This is a genomic window from Micromonospora sp. NPDC005220 (genome assembly GCF_040607895.1).
In the GTDB taxonomy this organism is placed as follows: Bacteria; Actinomycetota; Actinomycetes; order Mycobacteriales; family Micromonosporaceae; genus Micromonospora.
Map to the genome: position 1 here is coordinate 1 of NZ_JBEXHP010000113.1, position 17536 is coordinate 17536.

At 73.1% G+C, this 17536-nt stretch carries 16 protein-coding genes and 1 pseudogene; 11 read left to right on the plus strand and 6 right to left on the minus strand.

Annotation, left to right across the window (positions count from 1 at the left end):
- A pseudogene (locus ABZU52_RS27300) lies at positions 1-197 on the plus strand (hypothetical protein); the annotation flags it as partial.
- Between the two features lie 12 nt (positions 198-209).
- On the opposite strand, the gene msrB reads toward ABZU52_RS27300, so the two are convergent.
- Positions 210-614, minus strand: coding sequence for a peptide-methionine (R)-S-oxide reductase MsrB (gene msrB, locus ABZU52_RS27305; protein ID WP_030336225.1), 405 nt, complete (start codon positions 612-614; stop codon positions 210-212).
- Positions 615-661: 47 nt separating this feature from the next.
- Here msrB and ligD point away from each other — a divergent pair, with 47 nt between their 5' ends.
- A complete protein-coding gene (ligD, locus tag ABZU52_RS27310; protein WP_354973827.1) occupies positions 662-1699 on the plus strand; it encodes a non-homologous end-joining DNA ligase in 1038 nt (345 codons plus the stop codon).
- A gap of 24 nt (positions 1700-1723) precedes the next feature.
- On the opposite strand, the gene ABZU52_RS27315 is transcribed toward ligD, so the two are convergent.
- The gene (locus ABZU52_RS27315; RefSeq protein ID WP_354973828.1) at positions 1724-2179 is read right to left on the minus strand and encodes a MarR family transcriptional regulator; all 456 of its coding nucleotides are present in this window, start codon (positions 2177-2179) and stop codon (positions 1724-1726) included.
- Entirely contained in the window at positions 2176-2958 is a 783-nt protein-coding gene (locus ABZU52_RS27320; RefSeq protein WP_354973829.1) for an MBL fold metallo-hydrolase, read from the minus strand. The genes ABZU52_RS27315 and ABZU52_RS27320 overlap by 4 nt, the downstream gene beginning before the upstream one ends.
- A 152-nt stretch (positions 2959-3110) precedes the next feature.
- Between ABZU52_RS27320 and ABZU52_RS27325 the strand changes: the two genes are divergently transcribed.
- The 7 genes from ABZU52_RS27325 (at position 3111) to ABZU52_RS27355 (ending at position 13534) form a co-directional block, all read left to right on the plus strand.
- Positions 3111-4361 carry a DUF222 domain-containing protein gene (locus ABZU52_RS27325; protein WP_354973830.1) on the plus strand — a complete coding sequence of 417 codons (1251 nt, stop codon included), beginning with the start codon at positions 3111-3113 and terminating at the stop codon, positions 4359-4361.
- Positions 4362-4608: 247 nt separating this feature from the next.
- Positions 4609-5115, plus strand: coding sequence for a hypothetical protein (locus ABZU52_RS27330; protein ID WP_354973831.1), 507 nt, complete (start codon positions 4609-4611; stop codon positions 5113-5115).
- Positions 5112-5726, plus strand: a complete 615-nt coding sequence (locus ABZU52_RS27335; RefSeq protein WP_354973832.1) for a YdeI/OmpD-associated family protein — start codon at positions 5112-5114, stop codon at positions 5724-5726. Before ABZU52_RS27330 ends, ABZU52_RS27335 begins: the two co-directional genes overlap by 4 nt.
- Before the next feature lie 183 nt (positions 5727-5909).
- Entirely contained in the window at positions 5910-9095 is a 3186-nt protein-coding gene (locus ABZU52_RS27340) for an ABC transporter permease (RefSeq protein ID WP_354973833.1), read from the plus strand.
- Positions 9092-11800 (plus strand): FtsX-like permease family protein, encoded by a 2709-nt coding sequence (locus ABZU52_RS27345; RefSeq protein WP_354973834.1) that lies wholly within the window; start codon positions 9092-9094, stop codon positions 11798-11800. The genes ABZU52_RS27340 and ABZU52_RS27345 overlap by 4 nt, the downstream gene beginning before the upstream one ends.
- 1 nt (position 11801) lies before the next feature.
- The gene (locus tag ABZU52_RS27350) at positions 11802-12797 is read left to right on the plus strand and encodes an ABC transporter ATP-binding protein (RefSeq protein ID WP_354973835.1); all 996 of its coding nucleotides are present in this window, start codon (positions 11802-11804) and stop codon (positions 12795-12797) included.
- An 11-nt stretch (positions 12798-12808) separates the two neighbouring features.
- Positions 12809-13534, plus strand: a complete 726-nt coding sequence (locus tag ABZU52_RS27355; RefSeq protein ID WP_354973840.1) for an ABC transporter ATP-binding protein — start codon at positions 12809-12811, stop codon at positions 13532-13534.
- Between the two features lie 78 nt (positions 13535-13612).
- On the opposite strand, the gene ABZU52_RS27360 is transcribed toward ABZU52_RS27355, so the two are convergent.
- Genes ABZU52_RS27360 through ABZU52_RS27370 form a run of 3 tightly spaced genes read right to left on the minus strand, consistent with a single transcriptional unit; the run spans position 13613 to position 16831 of the window.
- A complete protein-coding gene (locus ABZU52_RS27360) occupies positions 13613-14065 on the minus strand; it encodes a GNAT family N-acetyltransferase (protein WP_354973836.1) in 453 nt (150 codons plus the stop codon).
- Positions 14066-14085: 20 nt separating this feature from the next.
- Positions 14086-15657, minus strand: coding sequence for an alpha/beta hydrolase (locus tag ABZU52_RS27365; protein WP_354973841.1), 1572 nt, complete (start codon positions 15655-15657; stop codon positions 14086-14088).
- A 58-nt stretch (positions 15658-15715) separates the two neighbouring features.
- The gene (locus tag ABZU52_RS27370; protein ID WP_354973837.1) at positions 15716-16831 is read right to left on the minus strand and encodes an ATP-dependent DNA ligase; all 1116 of its coding nucleotides are present in this window, start codon (positions 16829-16831) and stop codon (positions 15716-15718) included.
- 135 nt (positions 16832-16966) lie between these two features.
- On the opposite strand from ABZU52_RS27370, the gene ABZU52_RS27375 reads away from it, so the two are divergent.
- Together ABZU52_RS27375 and ABZU52_RS27380 are read left to right on the plus strand one after the other, a co-directional pair.
- Positions 16967-17179 carry a hypothetical protein gene (locus ABZU52_RS27375; protein ID WP_354973838.1) on the plus strand — a complete coding sequence of 71 codons (213 nt, stop codon included), beginning with the start codon at positions 16967-16969 and terminating at the stop codon, positions 17177-17179.
- Between the two features lie 138 nt (positions 17180-17317).
- Positions 17318-17536: DUF1990 family protein (locus tag ABZU52_RS27380; RefSeq protein WP_354973839.1), on the plus strand; the 219-nt coding region annotated here is incomplete at its 3' end.

Sequence of the window (17536 nt, forward strand, 5' to 3'; positions counted from 1 at the left end):
ACCAGGGTGGCCAGCACCGCCACCTCGGTCACCGACGCCAGCGGCCGGATCACCATGCCCGGCAGCGGCCCCGCGATGAACAGAGCCAGCAGCGGTCCCACGTCGGCGTCGGCCGCAACGAGCGGGTCCGCGAGCTGGCCCGGCGGATCGAGCAGTCCCGGACCGCCGAGGTCGAGCTGCTCAGGGGTACGCCGTGAGGGGCTCTTCGGTCAGCGGGGTTCCAGCTTGATGGAGACCGAGTTGACGCAGTGCCGGGTGTCCTTCGGGGTGAAGCCCTCGCCGTGGAAGACGTGCCCGAGGTGACTGTCGCAGCGGGCGCAGCGGATCTCCGTACGGGCCATGCCGAGGCTGCGGTCCTCGATCTCCTTGACCCGGCCCGGGATGGCGTCGTCGAAGCTCGGCCAGCCACAGTGCGAGTCGAACTTGGTGTCGCTGGAGAACAGCTCCAGCCCGCAGGCGCGGCAGTGGTAGACCCCCTGGGTCTTCGTGTCCACGTACTCGCCCGTCCACGGGCGTTCGGTGCCGGCCTCCCGCAGGACGTGGAACTCCTCGGGGGTCAGTCGGACCCGCCACTCTTCGTCGGTACGGGGCAGCTCGTTGTCGTCAAGACTCACCCGCCAACGGTACGTCGGACGTCGGGGGTGTGGCATAGGGTCGCGGGATGGGTGGCACCAAGGCTGCGGCCGCCGAGGTCGAGGTGGCCGGGCACACCGTCAGGCTGAGCAGTCCGGATCGGGTGATCTTTCCGCAACGGGGGTTCACCAAGGCGGACGTCTTTCACTACTACCTCGCGGTCGGCGACGGGATCATGCGCGCCCTGCGGGACCGGCCCACCACCCTGCAACGCTTCCCCGAGGGCGTCGAGGGCGAGGCGTTCTTCCAGAAGCGGGTGCCCACCCGTGGGGTGCCGCCCTGGGTGACCACCGCGCAGATCACCTTCCCGAGCGGTCGGACGGCCGCGGAGCTCTGCCCGTCCGACCTGGCGCACGTGGCCTGGGCGGCGCAGATGGGCACCATCGTCTTCCACCCGTGGCCCGTGCGGGCCGCCGCCGTCGACCGCCCCGACGAGCTGCGCATCGACCTGGACCCGCAGCCCGGCACCGACTTCGCCGACGCGGCGCGGGCCGCCGGCGAGGTCCGCGCGCTCCTCGACGAGCTGGGCGCGACCGGCTGGCCGAAGACCTCCGGCGGCCGGGGCGTGCACGTCTACCTGCGCATCCAACCCCGCTGGACGTTCACCGAGGTGCGCCGGGCCACCATCGCGCTGGCCCGGGAGGTGGAGCGGCGCAACCCCGACCTGGTCACCACCGCCTGGTGGAAGGAGGAGCGCGGCACCCGGGTCTTCGTCGACTTCAACCAGATGGCGCGCGACCGGACGATCGCCTGCGCGTACTCGCTGCGGGCCAACGCGCGGGCCACCGTCTCGACCCCGGTCACCTGGGACGAGCTACCCGACGTCGACCCGGACGACTTCGACCTGCGTACCGTGCCGGCCCGGCTCGCCGAGCGCGGTGATCCGCACGCCGGCATCGACGACGCGCCGTGGGACATCACCCCGCTGCTGGAGTGGGCCGAGCGCGACGCCGCCGCCGGCCAGGGCGACCTGCCGTACCCGCCGGACCACCCGAAGATGCCCGGCGAGCCGAAGCGGGTGCAGCCGAGCCGCGCCAAGCGCACCGCCGAGGAGGAGAGCGTCTGAGCGCCGCCCTGCGGTCGCCGGGCATCACAGGCAGGACCCAGGGTCCACGGTTGTGCCGATGATCGCGAACAGCATGCGCCGGAACATGGCGACCTCGGCCTGGGTGAAGCCGGCCATCGCGTTCCGCTCCGCCTCGTCGCTGGCACGGGCGACCTCCGCCCGTACCTCGTCACCAGCCGAGGTGATTTCCGGAATGCGTCGCCGGCGGTCATTCGGATCGGCGTGGCGGACGACGAGATTGTCGCGTTCGAGTCGATCCAGTTGGGTCATGAGCGTGGTCTTGTCGAGCCCGAGCGCTCTGGCCAACTCGACCTGGGTCAGCCCGGGTGTCTTGTCGAGCGCGCTCAACACGATGTAGTCGCGCAGGTGCAGGCCATGCTTCTCGGCCTGCTCGCCGGTCACCACGTGCATTCGTTGGGCGGCGCGATGCAGCAGCCAGGTGATCTCGGAGTCGAGTGATGGCGCTGGTCCGTCAGTCATCGCGGCGCCGCCTCAAGGAGTGGAATTCCCCGGTAGGCGCGCAGGTCGTGGGCGGGAACCACCTGCATCAGCTCGGTCAACGCGGCCGACCGCAGGATGCCCTGTCGCACCTGTTCGGCGTCGCTGTCGGCGAGAGCACGCAGTAGCCACGGACGTTCCTGTCTCCGCTGGATCCCGTCCAGTTGCCAGGTCAGGTCGCCGATGAACGCGTAACGCTTGCCCGAGGGGAGCGTCACGAACGCGACAACGGATCCCGTCGTGTGGCCTCCGGCCAGCGCCAGCACCAGCGAACCATCACCGTGGACGTCGAAGCTCGCGGGAAAGCCGAGGTACGCGGGGCCGTCGAAGGCGTACTCGCGGATCTCGTGGCCGGGCGAGACGGCGCGGAAGACCTTGCCGTCACCGTCGCTGGCGGCGTACTCCAGTTCGCCCCTGTTCATCCAGACCGGGAGGTCGAGCGAGTCCAGGCCACTCGCGTGGTCCCAGTGCGAGTGGGTCAGGACAACTCCGCTGAGCCTGCCGCGGTCGTAACCACTGTCGTCGAGTTGCTCGCTCACCGTCCGGGTCACCTGGAAGGGGGCGCGGGCGAACCGGGGCTGCATGGCGAGGTGCGCGGCGACATTCGCTCCGAAGCCGGCATCGATGAGGAGATCGCCATTCGGGTGCCGCACGAGGATGGCGGTGGCGGCGAACTGCCGCTTGTCACGGAAGGAGCCGCCCCGAACGGCAAACGCCGCTCGCGTCTCGTAGGTGCCCGTGGGGAGCTGGTAGATCGCCATGTCGACCGGCGGGGTCGCCTCGGGGAGGGCGTCCGCTCACGGGGCAGGGGCAGGAAGCGATGTCCTTGGTTGATCGTATGGCTTCAGATTATCCGACTCCAGACGAAAGTAACGTCGGGGATTCTGTCGTACGCCTGTTCTAGAATTTGCTGGTGATCGATGAGTTGGCGCGGGCGGAGAGTGCGGTGGCGACCTGCGCCGACGCCCCGGCCTGGGCCTTCTCCGAGCACGATCTGATCGCGGCGCTCGACGCCACCCACCGGCTTCAGCAGCGGCTGGCGTCGGTGCAGTTGGCGGTCGTGCGAGAGTTGGACGGTCGGGGCACCGCGGTCGCGCAGGGCGCCTCGTCGACGGCCGTGTGGTTGCGCCACCGCCTGCGACTCGATGTCTCTGCCGCGCGTCGGCTGGTCGGTCTCGCCGCCTCGCTCGACGTGGCCCCGTCCGCCGTGCGTGAAGCCCTGGCGACCGGGGCGGTCAGCCTGGAGCAGGCCCGGGTCATCGCCGACACGGCCGCCACCGTGACGGCGTCGGCGGGCGTCGAGGTGGCCGACAAGGCCGTCGGCATGCTGGTCGAGTGGGCGGCGCAGTTCGACCCGTTGTTGCTGCGCCGGATGGGCGGCCGGATTCTCGACCACGTCGCCCCCGACCTTGCCGACGCCGCCGCCGCGGCGGCCCTGGCAGCCGAGGCCGCTCGGGCCGCCCGCGACCGACACGTCACCATCTCCGAGCAGACCGGCGGGCGGCTGCGGCTCAGTGGCACCCTCGACGCGGAGGCCGCCGCGTTGCTGCGCGCCGTCATCGACCCGCTCAGCGCACCCGCCGGGCCTGACGACGGCCGCTGCGCCGGGCAGCGCCGTCACGACGCCCTCGCGGACGTGTGTCGGCTGGCACTGCGCACCGGTGAGCTGCCCGAGCACGGCGGCGACCCGGCCCAGCTTGTCGTGACCACCGACTACGACGGGCTGACGCGGCAGTTGGGCGCCGGCACCCTCGACGTCGGTCTGCGGCTCACCCCCGACACGGTGCGCCGGCTCGCCTGCGACGCCGCCGTCCTGCCCGCCGTGCTCGGCGGCGCCGGGCAGGTGCTCGACGCGGGCCGGCAACGCCGCCTGATCACGGGGCCGCTGCGACGAGCGCTGGTGCTGCGCGACGGCGGGTGCGCCTTCCCCGGCTGCGACCGGCCGCCGCGCTGGTGCGCCGCCCACCACATCCGGCACTGGGCCGACGGGGGCCCGAGCAGCCTCGACAACGCGGTGTTGCTCTGCGGCCACCACCACCGGCACGTCCACCAGGCCGACTGGACCGTCCGGCTCGGCGACGACGGCCACCCCGAGTTCGTACCGCCGGCCTGGCTCGACCCCGACCAGCTCCCGCGCCGCAACCACTACCACCGACGAACGTAGGCCGAACGGCATCGACCCAAACGGGAAAGCGACTGAGGGTGTGGGGTGGGCCTTTGGCTGGCCTGCCGCTCAGTGACGATCTGTCGTCGACCAATGTGGATCTTGTCGTACTAGTCTGTGCCGCATGGCCTTACCACCGGACGAGTTCTACGACCGCGCGGTCGCTGCCGCGGACGACGAGCGCCGCCTTCCCTTGGCGCGGACGACCGGGTGGGAGATCAGTCCGTTCGAGCCGGACGGACTTCGAGTGTCGGCGCTGCGACCTCCGGTGCTGCCGGAGCCGGCGCGGCACGGCGAGGACCCGGCGGACTGCGACACCTGCCGCAACCGGGACGAAGGGATTTGGTTCAACGAGCGTTGGCGGTTGATCCGAATCCCGGGCGTGGGCGTCCCGCTGGCGCTCATGCTGTTGCCGCTCGCTCACCACGACATGGCGGACCTCCCTGACGAACTTGCCGCCGAACTTGGGCTGTTGAGCACCCGGATCGTTCGCCACATGCAGGCGCTGCCGCACGTCTCGCGGGCGCACGTCTACCGCTTCGGGGATGGCGGCGCTCACCTGCATGTCTGGTTCTTCGCTCGGCCCGAGGGGCAGGCTCAGTTGTTCGGGTCGTGGCTGATCGCCTGGGACGACCTGCTGCCGGAGTATCCATCGGACGTGGCGGACGCCGACGCTGCCGCCGTGGTGGACGCGTTGATCGAATCCCACGGAGGTCACCGGCTGTCGGACCCGGCGGATAGCTTGCCAGCATGACGAGCACCGAGCTGGCCGAGTTGGTCGTCGCGGACGCCGACGCGTTACGCGCCTGGTTGTCGGCCAACCACGCCACGTCGCCCGGCATCTGGCTGGCGCTGACCAGGAAGGGTGGCACGGTCACGACGCTGACCTGGCAGCAGGCGGTCGACGAGGCCCTGTGCTTCGGCTGGATCGACGGGCAGGCCCGCAAGCGGGACGAGGAGTCGTCCTGGATCCGGTTCACCCCACGCCGGTCCCGTAGTTCCTGGTCCCAACGCAACGTCGCCAACGTTGCCCGGTTGGAGGAGCAGGGGCGGATGTTGCCGGCGGGTCGCGCCGCGGTGGAGGCCGCGCAGGCGGACGGGCGGTGGGCCGCCGCCTACGCGCCGCCGTCGGAGGCGGAGGTGCCGGAAGACCTCCTGGCCGCCATCGCCGCCGAGCCCGCCGCCCAGGCCATGTTCGACGTGCTCACCAAGGCCAATCGGTTCGCGCTCATCCACCGTCTCAACGCTGTCAAACGGGTGGAGACCCGCGAACGGAAGATCGGCGAGTTCGTCGCCATGCTGGCCCGGCACGAGACGTTCTACCCCCAGAAGGCGAAGCCGGCACCCGGTCCGACGCTCTCGTGACCGGACACCCACGTTGACCGTCGCCGGCACCCGCAACCTTCGGGGCGGCAGTTGGTCGCCCCGGCGCGCTGGCCGGCCCGAGCTGCCCCTCTCCTAATAACGATCATGTAACGGGCGCGAACCTTTCCCGGTGGGTGGCCTGTCTTGAGGTCGTCGGCCTGCCAGGGCCAGGGGAGGCGTCGGATGAAGCTGGTGTGGAGGCGGGCCCGCGAGGCGCGAGGGTTGCTGGTCGCGGCGGTGATCGCTGCCCTCGTCGCCGTCGCGTTGGTCACCGGGCTGTCCGACTACAACCGTCGGGCGGTGGACGCCGGGCAGCGGGCCCTGATTGCCGCCTCGCCCGCCGAGGAGCGCGGCCTCCTGGTCAGTGGCTCCGGTGGGCGGGACGCGACCGAGTTCGCGAGCCGGGACAAGGCGGTCCGAGCCGAGTTCGCCACCGGGCTCGGCGGCGTCCCGGTCAACGTCACCGCCGCCCGTTACGGCACCGGCCGGGAACTGACCGGCGACCTCGGGCAGATCCCGCGTACGGCCGACGAACCGGTCTTCGCGAACCTGGCCACGCTCGCCGACCTCGCCGGCCACGCGGAGCTGACCAGCGGAGCCTGGCCCCGCCCCGGGGCGACCCCCGTCCAGGTGAGCCTGCCCGAGCGGGTCGCCGGCGCCCTCGGCCTGACCGTCGGCGAACGCGTCCCGGTGCGCGACCGGGCCACCGAACGACGGGGAGAGCTCGTGCTCGCCGGCACCTGGCGGCCCCGCGACCCGACGGACGCGTACTGGCTGCTGGCCCCGGGTGTGGGGGCGGGCAGTGCCGGTTCCGGCACCTCGTACGGGCCGTTCACACTCGACCCGGCCGACTTCGCGGCCACCTTCCCCGGCTCGGTGTCGGCGTCCTGGCTGGCTCAGCCGGACCTCGGTGGCGTCGACACCGCCGACCTGCCCGCCGTTCGGAAAGCCCTCACCGAGGCCGTCTCGGCCGTACCCGAGGCCGCCCAGCTGGGCAGCTCCGGACAGGCGGTGACGAAGATGCCGCAGTTGCTGGACCGGATCGCCCGCGCCGACCTGGTGGGTCGCTCGTCGCTGGCCACCCCGCTGCTGCTCATCCTGGTGCTCGGCGGGTACGCGCTGGTGCTGGTCGCCGCGCTGTTGCACGAGGACCGCCGCCCACAGACCGCGCTGCTGCGCGCCCGCGGCGCCGCTCGTCGGCAGTTGGCCGGCCTGGCCGCCCGGGAGGCGACCCTGGTGGTCGCCCCGGCAGCCGTGCTCGGCCCGCTGATCGCCAGCGAGGCGCTGCGACACATCCGACCCGGCGGGTCCGGTGACCTCTCCACCGCCGGCGGCAACACCACACTGGTCTGGGCGGCGGCAGCGGCCACGGCCGCCGGCTGCCTCGTCGCCATGGTCCTTCCGGCGCTGCGCGGCGCCGGGACGTACGTCGCCGACATGGCGGCCCGCTCCCGGCCGAACCGGGCGGCGAGCGTCCAACGCGCCAGCGTCGACCTGGTGCTCGTGGCGCTCGCCGTGCTCGCCTGGGTGCAGCTGCGCCGGTACGCCTCCCCGCTGGCCGGCTCGGGCGGTCGGCTCGGGCTCGACCCGCTGCTGGTCGCCGCACCGACGCTCGGCGTGCTGGCCGGTGCGGTGCTGGCGCTGCGGGTGCTCCCGCCGCTCACCCGGTTCGCGGAGCGGTTCGTCGACCGACGTCCCTGGACCGCCACCATGTTCGGCATGTGGCAGGCCGGCCGGCGTCCGCACGCCGGCCCGGTCCTGCTGCTCGCCCTCGCCGTCGGAGGCAGCACCCTGGCCTGGTCCCTGATCAGCACCGGCGAGCGGTCCCAGGTCGAGCAGGCCGGGCACACCGTCGGCGCCGACCTCCGGGTGACCGAACGGGCCGGCGGCGCCCCGCCGACCCGGGCCGGTGAACTCGCCGCGCTGCCGACAGTGAACCGGGTGCTGCCGGCGTGGCGGGACGAGATCCGGGTCGGGAGGGAGAACCTGGCGGCGACCGCGATCGCCGTCGACCCGGCCAACGCCCCGGGTGTCGTCCGGTTCGCCGACCGCCTCGGCGACGGATCGGCCGCGGAGCAGTACCGGAGGATGGTCGGCGCGCGGGGAGAGCCCGCCGGCGTCGAACTGCCCGTCGGGGCCCGTGCGATCACCGGCACCATCCGTACCCCGGTGAGCAACGCCGCCCGACCGGTGAAGGTCGCTGTGACGCTGCTGGTCACCACCCCCGACGGCCTCGCCCTGCGGCTACCGGCGGCCAACGCCGACGGCGACGGCCGGGCCACCACGTTCAGCGCGCAACTGCCCGACCTGGGCGAGCGGCGGCTGCGGCTGGCCGGCTTCGAGGCCGACGGTGGGCTGGCCGCCGGCAACTCCTACCGGCTCCAGCTGGACGGGCTGACGGTCATCAAGGCCGACGGCACGACACAACCGGCCGAACTGGGCGGCGACTGGGCCATGACCGCCCCGGGGCAGGAGTCCACGCCGGTGCGGACCACCGGCACCGGGTTCGCCGCGGTCCGCGCGGTCGAGGTGATTCCCGGCGGGCAGTTCGCGTACCAGCCGCCCAGCCGGTTCGCTGTCGTGGCGGGCGGAGAGAACAAGCCCGTACCGGTGCTGATGACCCCCGGTGTCGTCAATGCGTTGAGCCTGCACGTCGGCGACACCGTCGACCTGACCCTCTCCGGGGCGACGCTGCCGGTGCGCCTGGTCGGCGAGGTGGCCGCCGTACCGGCCACCACCGGGGAGGGCGTCCTGCTGGACCTGCCGGCCGCGGTCGACGCGATGATCCGGAGCAGCGGCGCGGTGCGACCCGTACCGGAATGGTGGGTCGGCGCCGCCGACGCGAACGCCGCCGCCCAGGCGGCCAGCGCACTCCCGGGCGTCACAGTGCTCAACCGGGAGGCGGCCATCGAGGCGGCCGCCGACGACCCGTACTGGCAGGGCTCGCGTACCGGAATGCTCGCCGCCGCGCTCGGCGCGGTGCTGCTCGCCCTGGTCGGCCTGATGGTGGACGTGTGGGCCACCGCGCGGCGCCGGCTCGGCGAGTTCGCGGTCCTGCACACCCTCGGCGCCACGCCCCGGCTGATGGTCCGGGCGCTGCTTGCCGAACAGACGTTCCTCGCCGGCATCGGGGTGGGCGTCGGGCTGTTGCTCGGCACCGCGGTCGGCGCGACGATGGCCCCACTGGTCATCCTCACCCCGGCCGCCGACCGGCCGACACCCCCGGCGGCGTTCGCGCTGCCCTGGGTGCCCATCGGCCTGACCGCGGTCGGTCTGCTGCTGGCGGCGCTCGCCTTCAGCGCGTTCATCGCCAGCGGCATCCGTCAGCGGGTGGCGGCGGTACAGCTGCGAATCGGGGGAGAGCGATGAGCGTCGGGGCGGCCGTCCGGCGGGTCCGGGCGTACGGGGGGCAGTTCCTGCTGCTGGCGGTACTGACCCTGGTGGTCACGCTGCTGATCAGTGGTGTGCCCCGGCTGGTCAACCGGCTCGCCGAACAGGGGCTGCGAGCGCAACTCAACAGCGAGCCGGCCGCCCGCCGGGACCTCTCGTACACCACCAGCCTTGAGCCCGCGACGGCGCGGCGGACGGCGATGGGCGACGCCGCCGAACGGTTCGACGCCCTGGCCGCGGAGATGCCGCCGCCGGTGCGCTCGGCGGTGACCGAGCGGTGGTACAGCGTCGAGACCGCGGGGGTCCGCGTGGCCGGACCGGACCTGGCGGCCCGCAACCTGCTGGTCGACCTGGGCCTGCGGGCCATGCCCGACGTGCAGGGCGCGAGCACCCTGGTCGAGGGGGCGTGGCCGAGCGAGACGTACGTTCCCGACCGGCCGATCGAGGTGGCGCTCGACGTCGACGTGGCCCGCAAGCTCAACCTGCGGGCCGGCAGCCAACTGCGCATCGGCGACACCGATGACAAGGGCAGACTCATCAACGGCGCCCCGCTGGTGGTGGCCGGGCTGTTCCGCCCGGTCGACCGCGCCAACGGCATCTGGGACGGGCTGCCACCGCTGCTGCGGATCATCGAACCGCAGGGTGATGGTGAGCCGTTCGTCATCGTCGGCGTCGTCGCGCAGTCGGCCCTCAACAAGCGGGCCGCGGCGGGCTGGCCGATCCAGTCCAACTGGCGGTACCGGCTGGGCGTCGACCGGATCGACGCACGCGAGTTGAACCAGCTGATCGACGGCCTGCAGGTGATGCAGCGCAACCAGCCGAAGGGCCTGACGCTGGCCCAGGGTGTCGACGTCCCGTTGCGCGCGTTCGCCGCCCAGATCGATGCCGTCCGGACCCTGCTCGCGGTGATCGCGGCCGGCGTACTGGCCACCCTGGCGGGGCTCATCGTGCTCGCGGCCAGTCTCGCCACCAGACGGCGTCGCTCGGAGTTCGCGCTGCTGCGGGCCCGTGGCGGCGGGGCCACCGCCGGCGCCCGGCGCAGCCTCGCCGAGTCGGTGCTGGTGGTACCGGTCGCCGCCGCGCTGGGCTGGTGGCTGGGCACCCTGTTCCCCGGTGCCCCGGATCCGACCACGCCGTACGTCATCGCGGTGACCGTGCTGGTCACCCTGGCACTGCCGGTGGCGACGCTGACCGTACCGGCCGGTGGGACGGCGCGCCGGGACCTGATCCGGGTGCGCCCGTCGGCCCGTCGGCTCACCGTCGAGATCTCCCTGCTGTTCCTGGCCGGGCTCGCCGCGGTGCTGCTGCGCCGGCGGGGCCTGACGCTCGGCGAGGTGGACCCACTGCTCGTGTCGGTGCCGGTGCTCCTCGCGGTCGCGGCGGCGGTGCTGGCGCTGCGGGCGTACCCCTGGCCGTTGTTGCTGGTCAGCCGCCTGGCCGCGCGGACCCGGGGCAGCGTGGCGTTCCTCGGCACGGCCCGCGCCGGCCGCGCGGCGGTCGCCGCCCCGCTGGTCGTGGTGGTGCTGGCGATCGGCACCGCGGCGTTCTGCGCCGTGGTGGCAGCCGGCGTCGACGCGAGCCGGGAACGGGCCGCCGCGCAGATCGTGCCCGCCGACGCGGTGATCCGCGGGGAGCGCTTCGCACCCGACACCGTCGACGAGTTGGGCCGCCTGCCGGGGGTCCGGGCCGTGACCCGGGTGCTGTACGAGGACGATGAGCGGTTGGCGTCCGACGAGGTCGGCACCGACGCCTTCATCGGGCCGACGGACGTGCTGCTGGTCGACGGCTCAGGGTTGGACACCGTGGCCCGCGAATCCCAGGTGGACGTCCCGGTTCCGGCCGCGCTGCGCACCGCTGGTCCCGGCCCGGGTCCACTGCCGGCGATCGTCTCACCGGCGGTCGCCGCCGACCTCAGGAAGGCTGGGCTGGACGACTCCGCCTTCATCGCGGTGCAGGGCCAGCGGTACGAGTTCCGGGTGGCCGGCACCCAGGACGGTTTCCCGCTGCTGGCGGCCAACGCCAGCCGGTTCGTGATCCTGCCCTGGCAGGCCCTGCCGACGCGTACCACCATCCCGGTGCCGACCAGCCTGCTGATCGCCGGGGACTCGCTGGACGCCGAGGCGCTGCGCGTCGCCGGCGACCAGGGGCAGGAGCGCTACCAGCGGGACGGCACGGTGGCCGGTCGGGATCGGTCGCTGGGGGTCACCGTCGACACCCGGGCGGACGTCCGCCGGGACCTTGGCGAGGGCGGGGCCAACGGGGTGCTGGCCTTCGGGTTCGTGGCCGGGGCCGCCGGCGGCACAGTGCTCGGGCTGTTGGCCATCGCGTTCACCGTGCTGGCCGGCGCGCGCTCGCGGGGCCAGGTGCTGTCCCGGCTGCGCACCCTCGGCCTGTCCCGCCGGCAGTGGCGGGGGCTGCTGCTGGTCGAGTTGACCCCGCTGGTCGCGGTGTCGGTGCTGACCGGCGCGCTCGTCGGTGCGGTGCTGCCCCTGCTGCTCAACCCGGTGCTCGGCCTGTCCGCGTTCACCAGTGGTGTGCCGGTCCGGGTGGCTTTCGAGCCCAGCCTGGTCGCCGCGGTGCTCGCGCTCGGGGCGATCGCCCTCGGCTTCGCGGTCGCCGTCGAGGCTGTGAACAACCGCCGGTTGCGCCTCGGAGAGGTGCTTCGGCTCGGAGAGGAGAGCTGAGATGACCGCAACCGCCCAGACTCCACTGGTGCCGGACCTGGCCGCCCTGCAACAACGGGCCGCTCAACGCGCTGCCGAGCGGGCCGGCGGGCAGGACCGCCTCCGCGGGCACATCGTCTGCGACGGCCTGGTGCGCATCTTCAAGACCGAGGGGGTGGAGGTGGTCGCCCTGCAGGGGCTCGACCTGGTCATCGACCGGGGTGAGCTGGTGGCGATCGTCGGTGCCTCCGGTTCGGGCAAGTCGACACTGCTCAACATCCTCTCCGGCCTGGACACGCCGACCGCCGGCATCGCCCGGGTGGCCGACTACGACCTGCTCTCGCTCTCCGCCAAGCGACGGCTCAGCTACCGGCGGCAGCTGGTCGGGTTCGTCTGGCAGCAGACCGGCCGCAACCTGCTGCCGTACCTGAACGCGCTGGAGAACGTCGAGCTGCCGATGCAGTTGGCCGGCAAACGCAGCCGCAAGGCCCGCCGGGAACGGGCCCGGGAACTGCTCGACCTGGTCGGGGTGGGCTACTGCGCCGACCGGCGGCCGGGACAGCTCAGCGGCGGTGAGCAGCAGCGGGTCGCGGTGGCGGTGGCGGTGGCCAACGACCCGGAGGTGCTCTTCGCCGACGAGCCGACCGGCGAGCTGGACGAGGCGACCGGCGCGGAGGTCTTCGCGGCGCTGCGCACCATCAACGCCGAGCTGGGCGTGACCATCGTGGTCGTCACCCACGACCACGCCGTGGCCACACAGGTCCGCCGGACCGTCGCGATCCGCGACGGCCGGACCGCCTCCGAGGTACGCCGGACCGCCCGGACCGACGCGGACGGCAACACCGAGCTGGTCAGCGAGGAGTACGCGGTGCTGGACCGGAACGGTCGGATGCAGTTGCCGGCGGCGTTCGTCGACGCGCTCTCGCTGAAGGAGCGGGTCCGGCTCGACCTGGAGCCGGACCATGTGCAGGTACGGCCCGGCAACCGGGCCACGGACGAGCGGGGAGCGCGGGCATGAGCCGGCAGAACATGGTGGTGACCGGCGCGGCCGGGTCCGGCGGTGCGTCTGCGGCGTACCCCGACGAGGTGGTCCGGGTCAGTGGGGTCAGCCGGACCTTCGGCCGGGGTGAGCACGCGGTGCACGCCGTGCGGGACGTCTCGTTCACCGCCAACCGGGGCGAGTTGGTCGCCATCCGCGGTCGCTCCGGGGCCGGCAAGACCACGCTGCTGAACCTGATCGGCGGGCTGGACCGGCCGGACAGCGGTCAGGTGGTGGTGGCCGGGCACGAGGTGACCTCGGCCGGGGAGGCGGAGCTGCTGCGGCTGCGCCGGGGCACGGTCGGGTTCGTGTTCCAGACCTTCGGGCTGGTGCCGATCCTCTCCGCCGCCGAGAACGTGGGCGTGCCGTTGCGGCTGGCGCAGGTGCCGGCCGCGGAGCGGGAAGAGCGCGTCGCGGTGCTGCTGGAACTGGTCGGCCTGGGCGGGCACGCCGCGCAGCGCCCGTACGAACTCTCCGGCGGCCAGCAGCAGCGGGTCGCGGTGGCCCGTGCGCTGGCCAACGAACCGGACCTGCTCATCGCCGACGAGCCCACCGGCCAGCTCGACTCGGAGACCGGCCGGTCCATCATGGACCTGCTGCGCGCCGTGGTGCACGCCCGCGGCATGACGGCCCTGGTGGCCACGCACGACCCGGCCCTGATCGACCTCGCCGACCGGGTGCTCGTCCTGCGCGACGGCCGCCTGGTCGACGGCTGAGCGATACCCGCGGCCGCCCATCGTCGGTCGTTGCCGACGCGCCCGTGTCAGCGGCAGCGAAGCTGGCGCCGACCCCGGTCAGAGCGCGAGCTTCATGCCCTCGTGACTGGCCACGAAGCCCAGGCCCAGGTAGAAGCGGTGCGCGTCCTCGCGGGTCTTGTCGGTGGTGAGCTGCACCAGCGCGCAACCGCGCTGCCGGGCCTGGTCGATCGCCCACGCCATCAGGTCCCGGCCCAGGCCCTGGCCGCGCCGGTCGGAACGGACCCGGACCGACTCGATCAGGGACCGCTCGCTGCCGTGCCGACCGAGGCCGGGGATGTAGGTGATCTGGAGACAGCCGACCAGTTCGGCGTTCTGCTCGGCCACGATGAGCTGATTGCGCGGATCGGCGTCGATGGCCGCGAACGCCTTCTCGTAGGCCTCGTCGACAGCGGTGAAGTCGCGGGCCTTGCCCAGGACGTCGTCGGCGAGCAGGGCTATGACGGCGGGCAGGTCGGCCCGGACCGCCTCCCGGTAGATCACGTCGGTCATGCGGTGAGCCTGGCACACAGTCAGCGGGGCGGGCAGCGCAGGCCCTCGCGGGGCACCGTCAGGTCGAGCAGGTAGGCGTCGACAGCGTTGGTGATGCAGGACGTCTGCGGGTAGGCGGTGTGCCCCTCGCCCTCCCAGGTCAGCACCCGGCCGACGCCCAGCATCGACGCGAGCCGCGGGGTCTGCTCGTACGGCGTCGCCGGGTCGCCGGTGGTGCCGACCACCACGATCGGAGGCGCGCCGTTCGCCTTCCCGGTCGGGTACGGGTCCCGTCCGCCCGGCCACTCCACGCAGCTCAGCATGCCGACCGCCAACGCCGGCCCGAACAGCGGGTATTTCCCGCGCCACTCGGACTGCAACTGGCGGATCTGCTCCCGGCTCGGCTTCTCCGTCTCGTCGGCGCAGTTGATGGCCAGGTTGGCGTCGAAGAGGTTCGAGTAGTGCCCGTCGTCCTCCCGGCCGGCGTACGCGTCGGCGAGCCGGAACACGTCCTTCGGGTCGCCCTCGGCCAGCTTGTCGATCGCCTGGGCGAGCTCCTGCCAGCCCGCCTCGGTGTAGAGCGAGGAGATGACCGCGTAGAACACCCAACCGGCGGTGGCCTCCCGCCCGTCGGCGCCGCGTACCGGGGAGACCTTCGCCTTGTCGATGGCCGAGGTGACCGCGGCGCGGGCGTCCGGAGCGATCGGGCAGCGGCCGGCGTTCGCCGCGCACCAGCGGGTGAAGTTGGTGAAGGCCCGTTCGAAGCCGCGGGCCTGGCTCTCCGACCCCTCGATCAGCCGCTGCTGCGGGTCGACCGCGCCGTCGAGCACCAGCGCCCGCACCCGCTGGGGGTAGAGCTGGGCGTACGTGGCGCCGAGCAGGGTGCCGTACGAGTAGCCCAGGTAGGTGAGCTTCTCGTCGCCCACGGCGGCGCGCACCGCGTCCATGTCGCGGGCGGCCTGCTCGGTGCCGTACAGCGGCAACTGGTCGCCGTAACGATCGCCGCAGCCGCGCCCGATCCGCTGGCTCAGGCCGACAAAGCCATCGAATGCCGACTGGCTCGCCGGGTCCGGGTCGTAGCCGAAGCTGGCGTCCAGGTCGGCGTCGGAGATGCACTTCACCGGGCTGGACCGGGACACCCCGCGCGGGTCGAAGCCGACGATGTCGAAACGCTCGGTGATCGAGGTGGGCAGCCCGCCGAACTGGGGGCCGAAGGAGAGGTAGACGGCGGTGTCGACGCCGGAGCCGCCCGGACCGCCCGGGTTGACCACCAGCGAGCCCACCCGGTCGCGCTGCTTGGTGGACCGGGCGCGCAGCAGGGCGATCTCGAAGGTCTGCCCGGCGCCCGGGCCGGCGCTCGCCCCGCCGCCGGTGCCCCAGTCGCGGGGCACCGCGATCCGGGTGCACTCGTAGCGCATGTTCGGTGCGCCCCGCCCGACCAGCTCGTCGGGCACCTCCGGGCAGGGCCGCCAGGTCGGTGCGCTGCCGGTCGGGGCGGCCTCGCCCTCCACCTCGGTGCGCGGCGCGAACGCCGGCAGCGTGCAGCCGGCGGTGAGCAGCGCGGCGACGCCGAAGGCGGCCAGAGTGCGACGGACCCGGCGGCTGGTCGCCATCCGAGGCTGGTCGGCGGTGCGGGTCACGTGGTCCTCCGGGATCGGGTCGACGGCCAGGCTACGCCGAGCCGGCGGCGGCTCGGTCCACGGTGGCCGTCGGGTCGCCGCGCAGCACCTGGTCCACGTCGAAGCGGATCGGCCGGTCGAGCTGGTCGTAGCGGCAGGATCGGGGGTCGCGGTCGGGGCGCCACCGAACGAACTGGGCGGTGTGCCGGAACCGTTCGCCCTCCATCGCGTCGTAGCCAACCTCGACCACCAGCTCCGGGCGCACCGGCTCCCACTCCAGGTTCTTCGTGCCGGTCCACCGGCTGACCCCACCCGGGATCCGTTGGCCGCGCTCGTGGTCGCCGTGCACCCACGGGTGCTCGCCGCCGGTGTCCCGATAGGGCGCCAGCTCGTCGAGCAACTCGGCGCGGCGGGCCATGCTGAACGACGCGCTCACGCCCACGTGGTGCAGGACCCCGGCGTCGTCGTACAGGCCGAGCAGCAGCGAACCCACCACCGGGCCGGACTTGTGCCAGCGGAAGCCGGCCACCACCGCGTCCGCGGTGCGGGTGTGCTTGACCTTGAACATCAGTCGCTTGCCCGGCTCGTACGGCAGGTCGGCCGGCTTGACGATGAGACCGTCCAGCCCGGCGCCCTCGAACACGTCGAACCAGCGACGCGCGGTGTCCGGATCGGTGGTGACCTGGGTGACGTGCACCGGTGGGCGCACCCCGGCCAGCGCCTCGACCAGTCGTGCCCGGCGGCGCGGGTAGGGCTGGTCGAGCAGCGCCTCGTCACCGATCGCCAGCAGGTCGAACGCGACGAAGTCGGCCGGGGTGGTCTCGGCCAGCATCTTCACCCGGGACGCGGCCGGGTGCACGCGCTGGGCCAGCAGCTCGAAATCCAGCCGGGGCTGGCCGCTCGGCCCGTCCCGCCGAATCACGATCAGCTCCCCGTCGACCGCGCACCGCGCCGGCAGCTGTCGGCGGGCCTGCTCGACCACCTCGGGGAAGTAGCGGGTCATCGACTTGCCGCCCCGGCTGGCCAGCTCGACCTCGTCGCCGTCCCGGAACACGATGCACCGGAACCCGTCCCACTTGGGCTCGTAGGTCACCCCGGGGGTGGTGGGCAGCTTGGGTACGCTCTTGGCCAGCATCGGCTCGACCGGCGGGTTGATCGGCAGGTCCACGCCGACCAGTCAATCAGACGGTGCCGACAGTCGTGAGGCAGATCACCGCGAGTATCGGGGCGGCGTGTCCGCCTACGCGCCGCTCGTCCCGACCGGGCGAATCGAATAAGCCCAGGTCAGAGCTACTTTCGCGAGGTGTCCGAGTGGGTCTGTGACTGCTGCGGGCGGTGGCGGGTGAGCGTCGAGCTGATCCGGGGCCGCTACCGCTTCCGGCTGACCCGCCGCTACCCGGAGCGGTTCGGCGGCGGCCGGAACGTGCTCGGCGAGGTCGGTTCGGTGCCGGAGCTGGAGGAGCTGCTGCGTCGGTGTACCCCGCTCACCCTGGCCGACCTGCGCGAGGCCGCCTGACCCCTGCCGAGCCGTCCTCCACTGTGGAGGGACGAACGGCGCTGAACGACGGTGTCACACTGCTCCCGGCGGAGTACGGACGACCCGACCGGGCCGCCCGTACCCTGACCCGTGTCCGGTCGAGGTCGAGGGGGAACCGTGGCCGAGCTGACGTACCCGGAGGTGGGGTCGACCCGGCACGGGCCGCTGCCCGGCGGGTACCACCACCTGCGCCACCGGATTCCGTTGCCCGCCGGCTGCTTCGAGACGGCCGCCGACGCGGTGCTGAGCTGGCGGCTGCACCGCGCCGCCGGGCCGACACGCTCCGTCGCGCCGCGGCGCTCGCCGACCGCCTGGAGCGCAGCACCGACGCCGCCG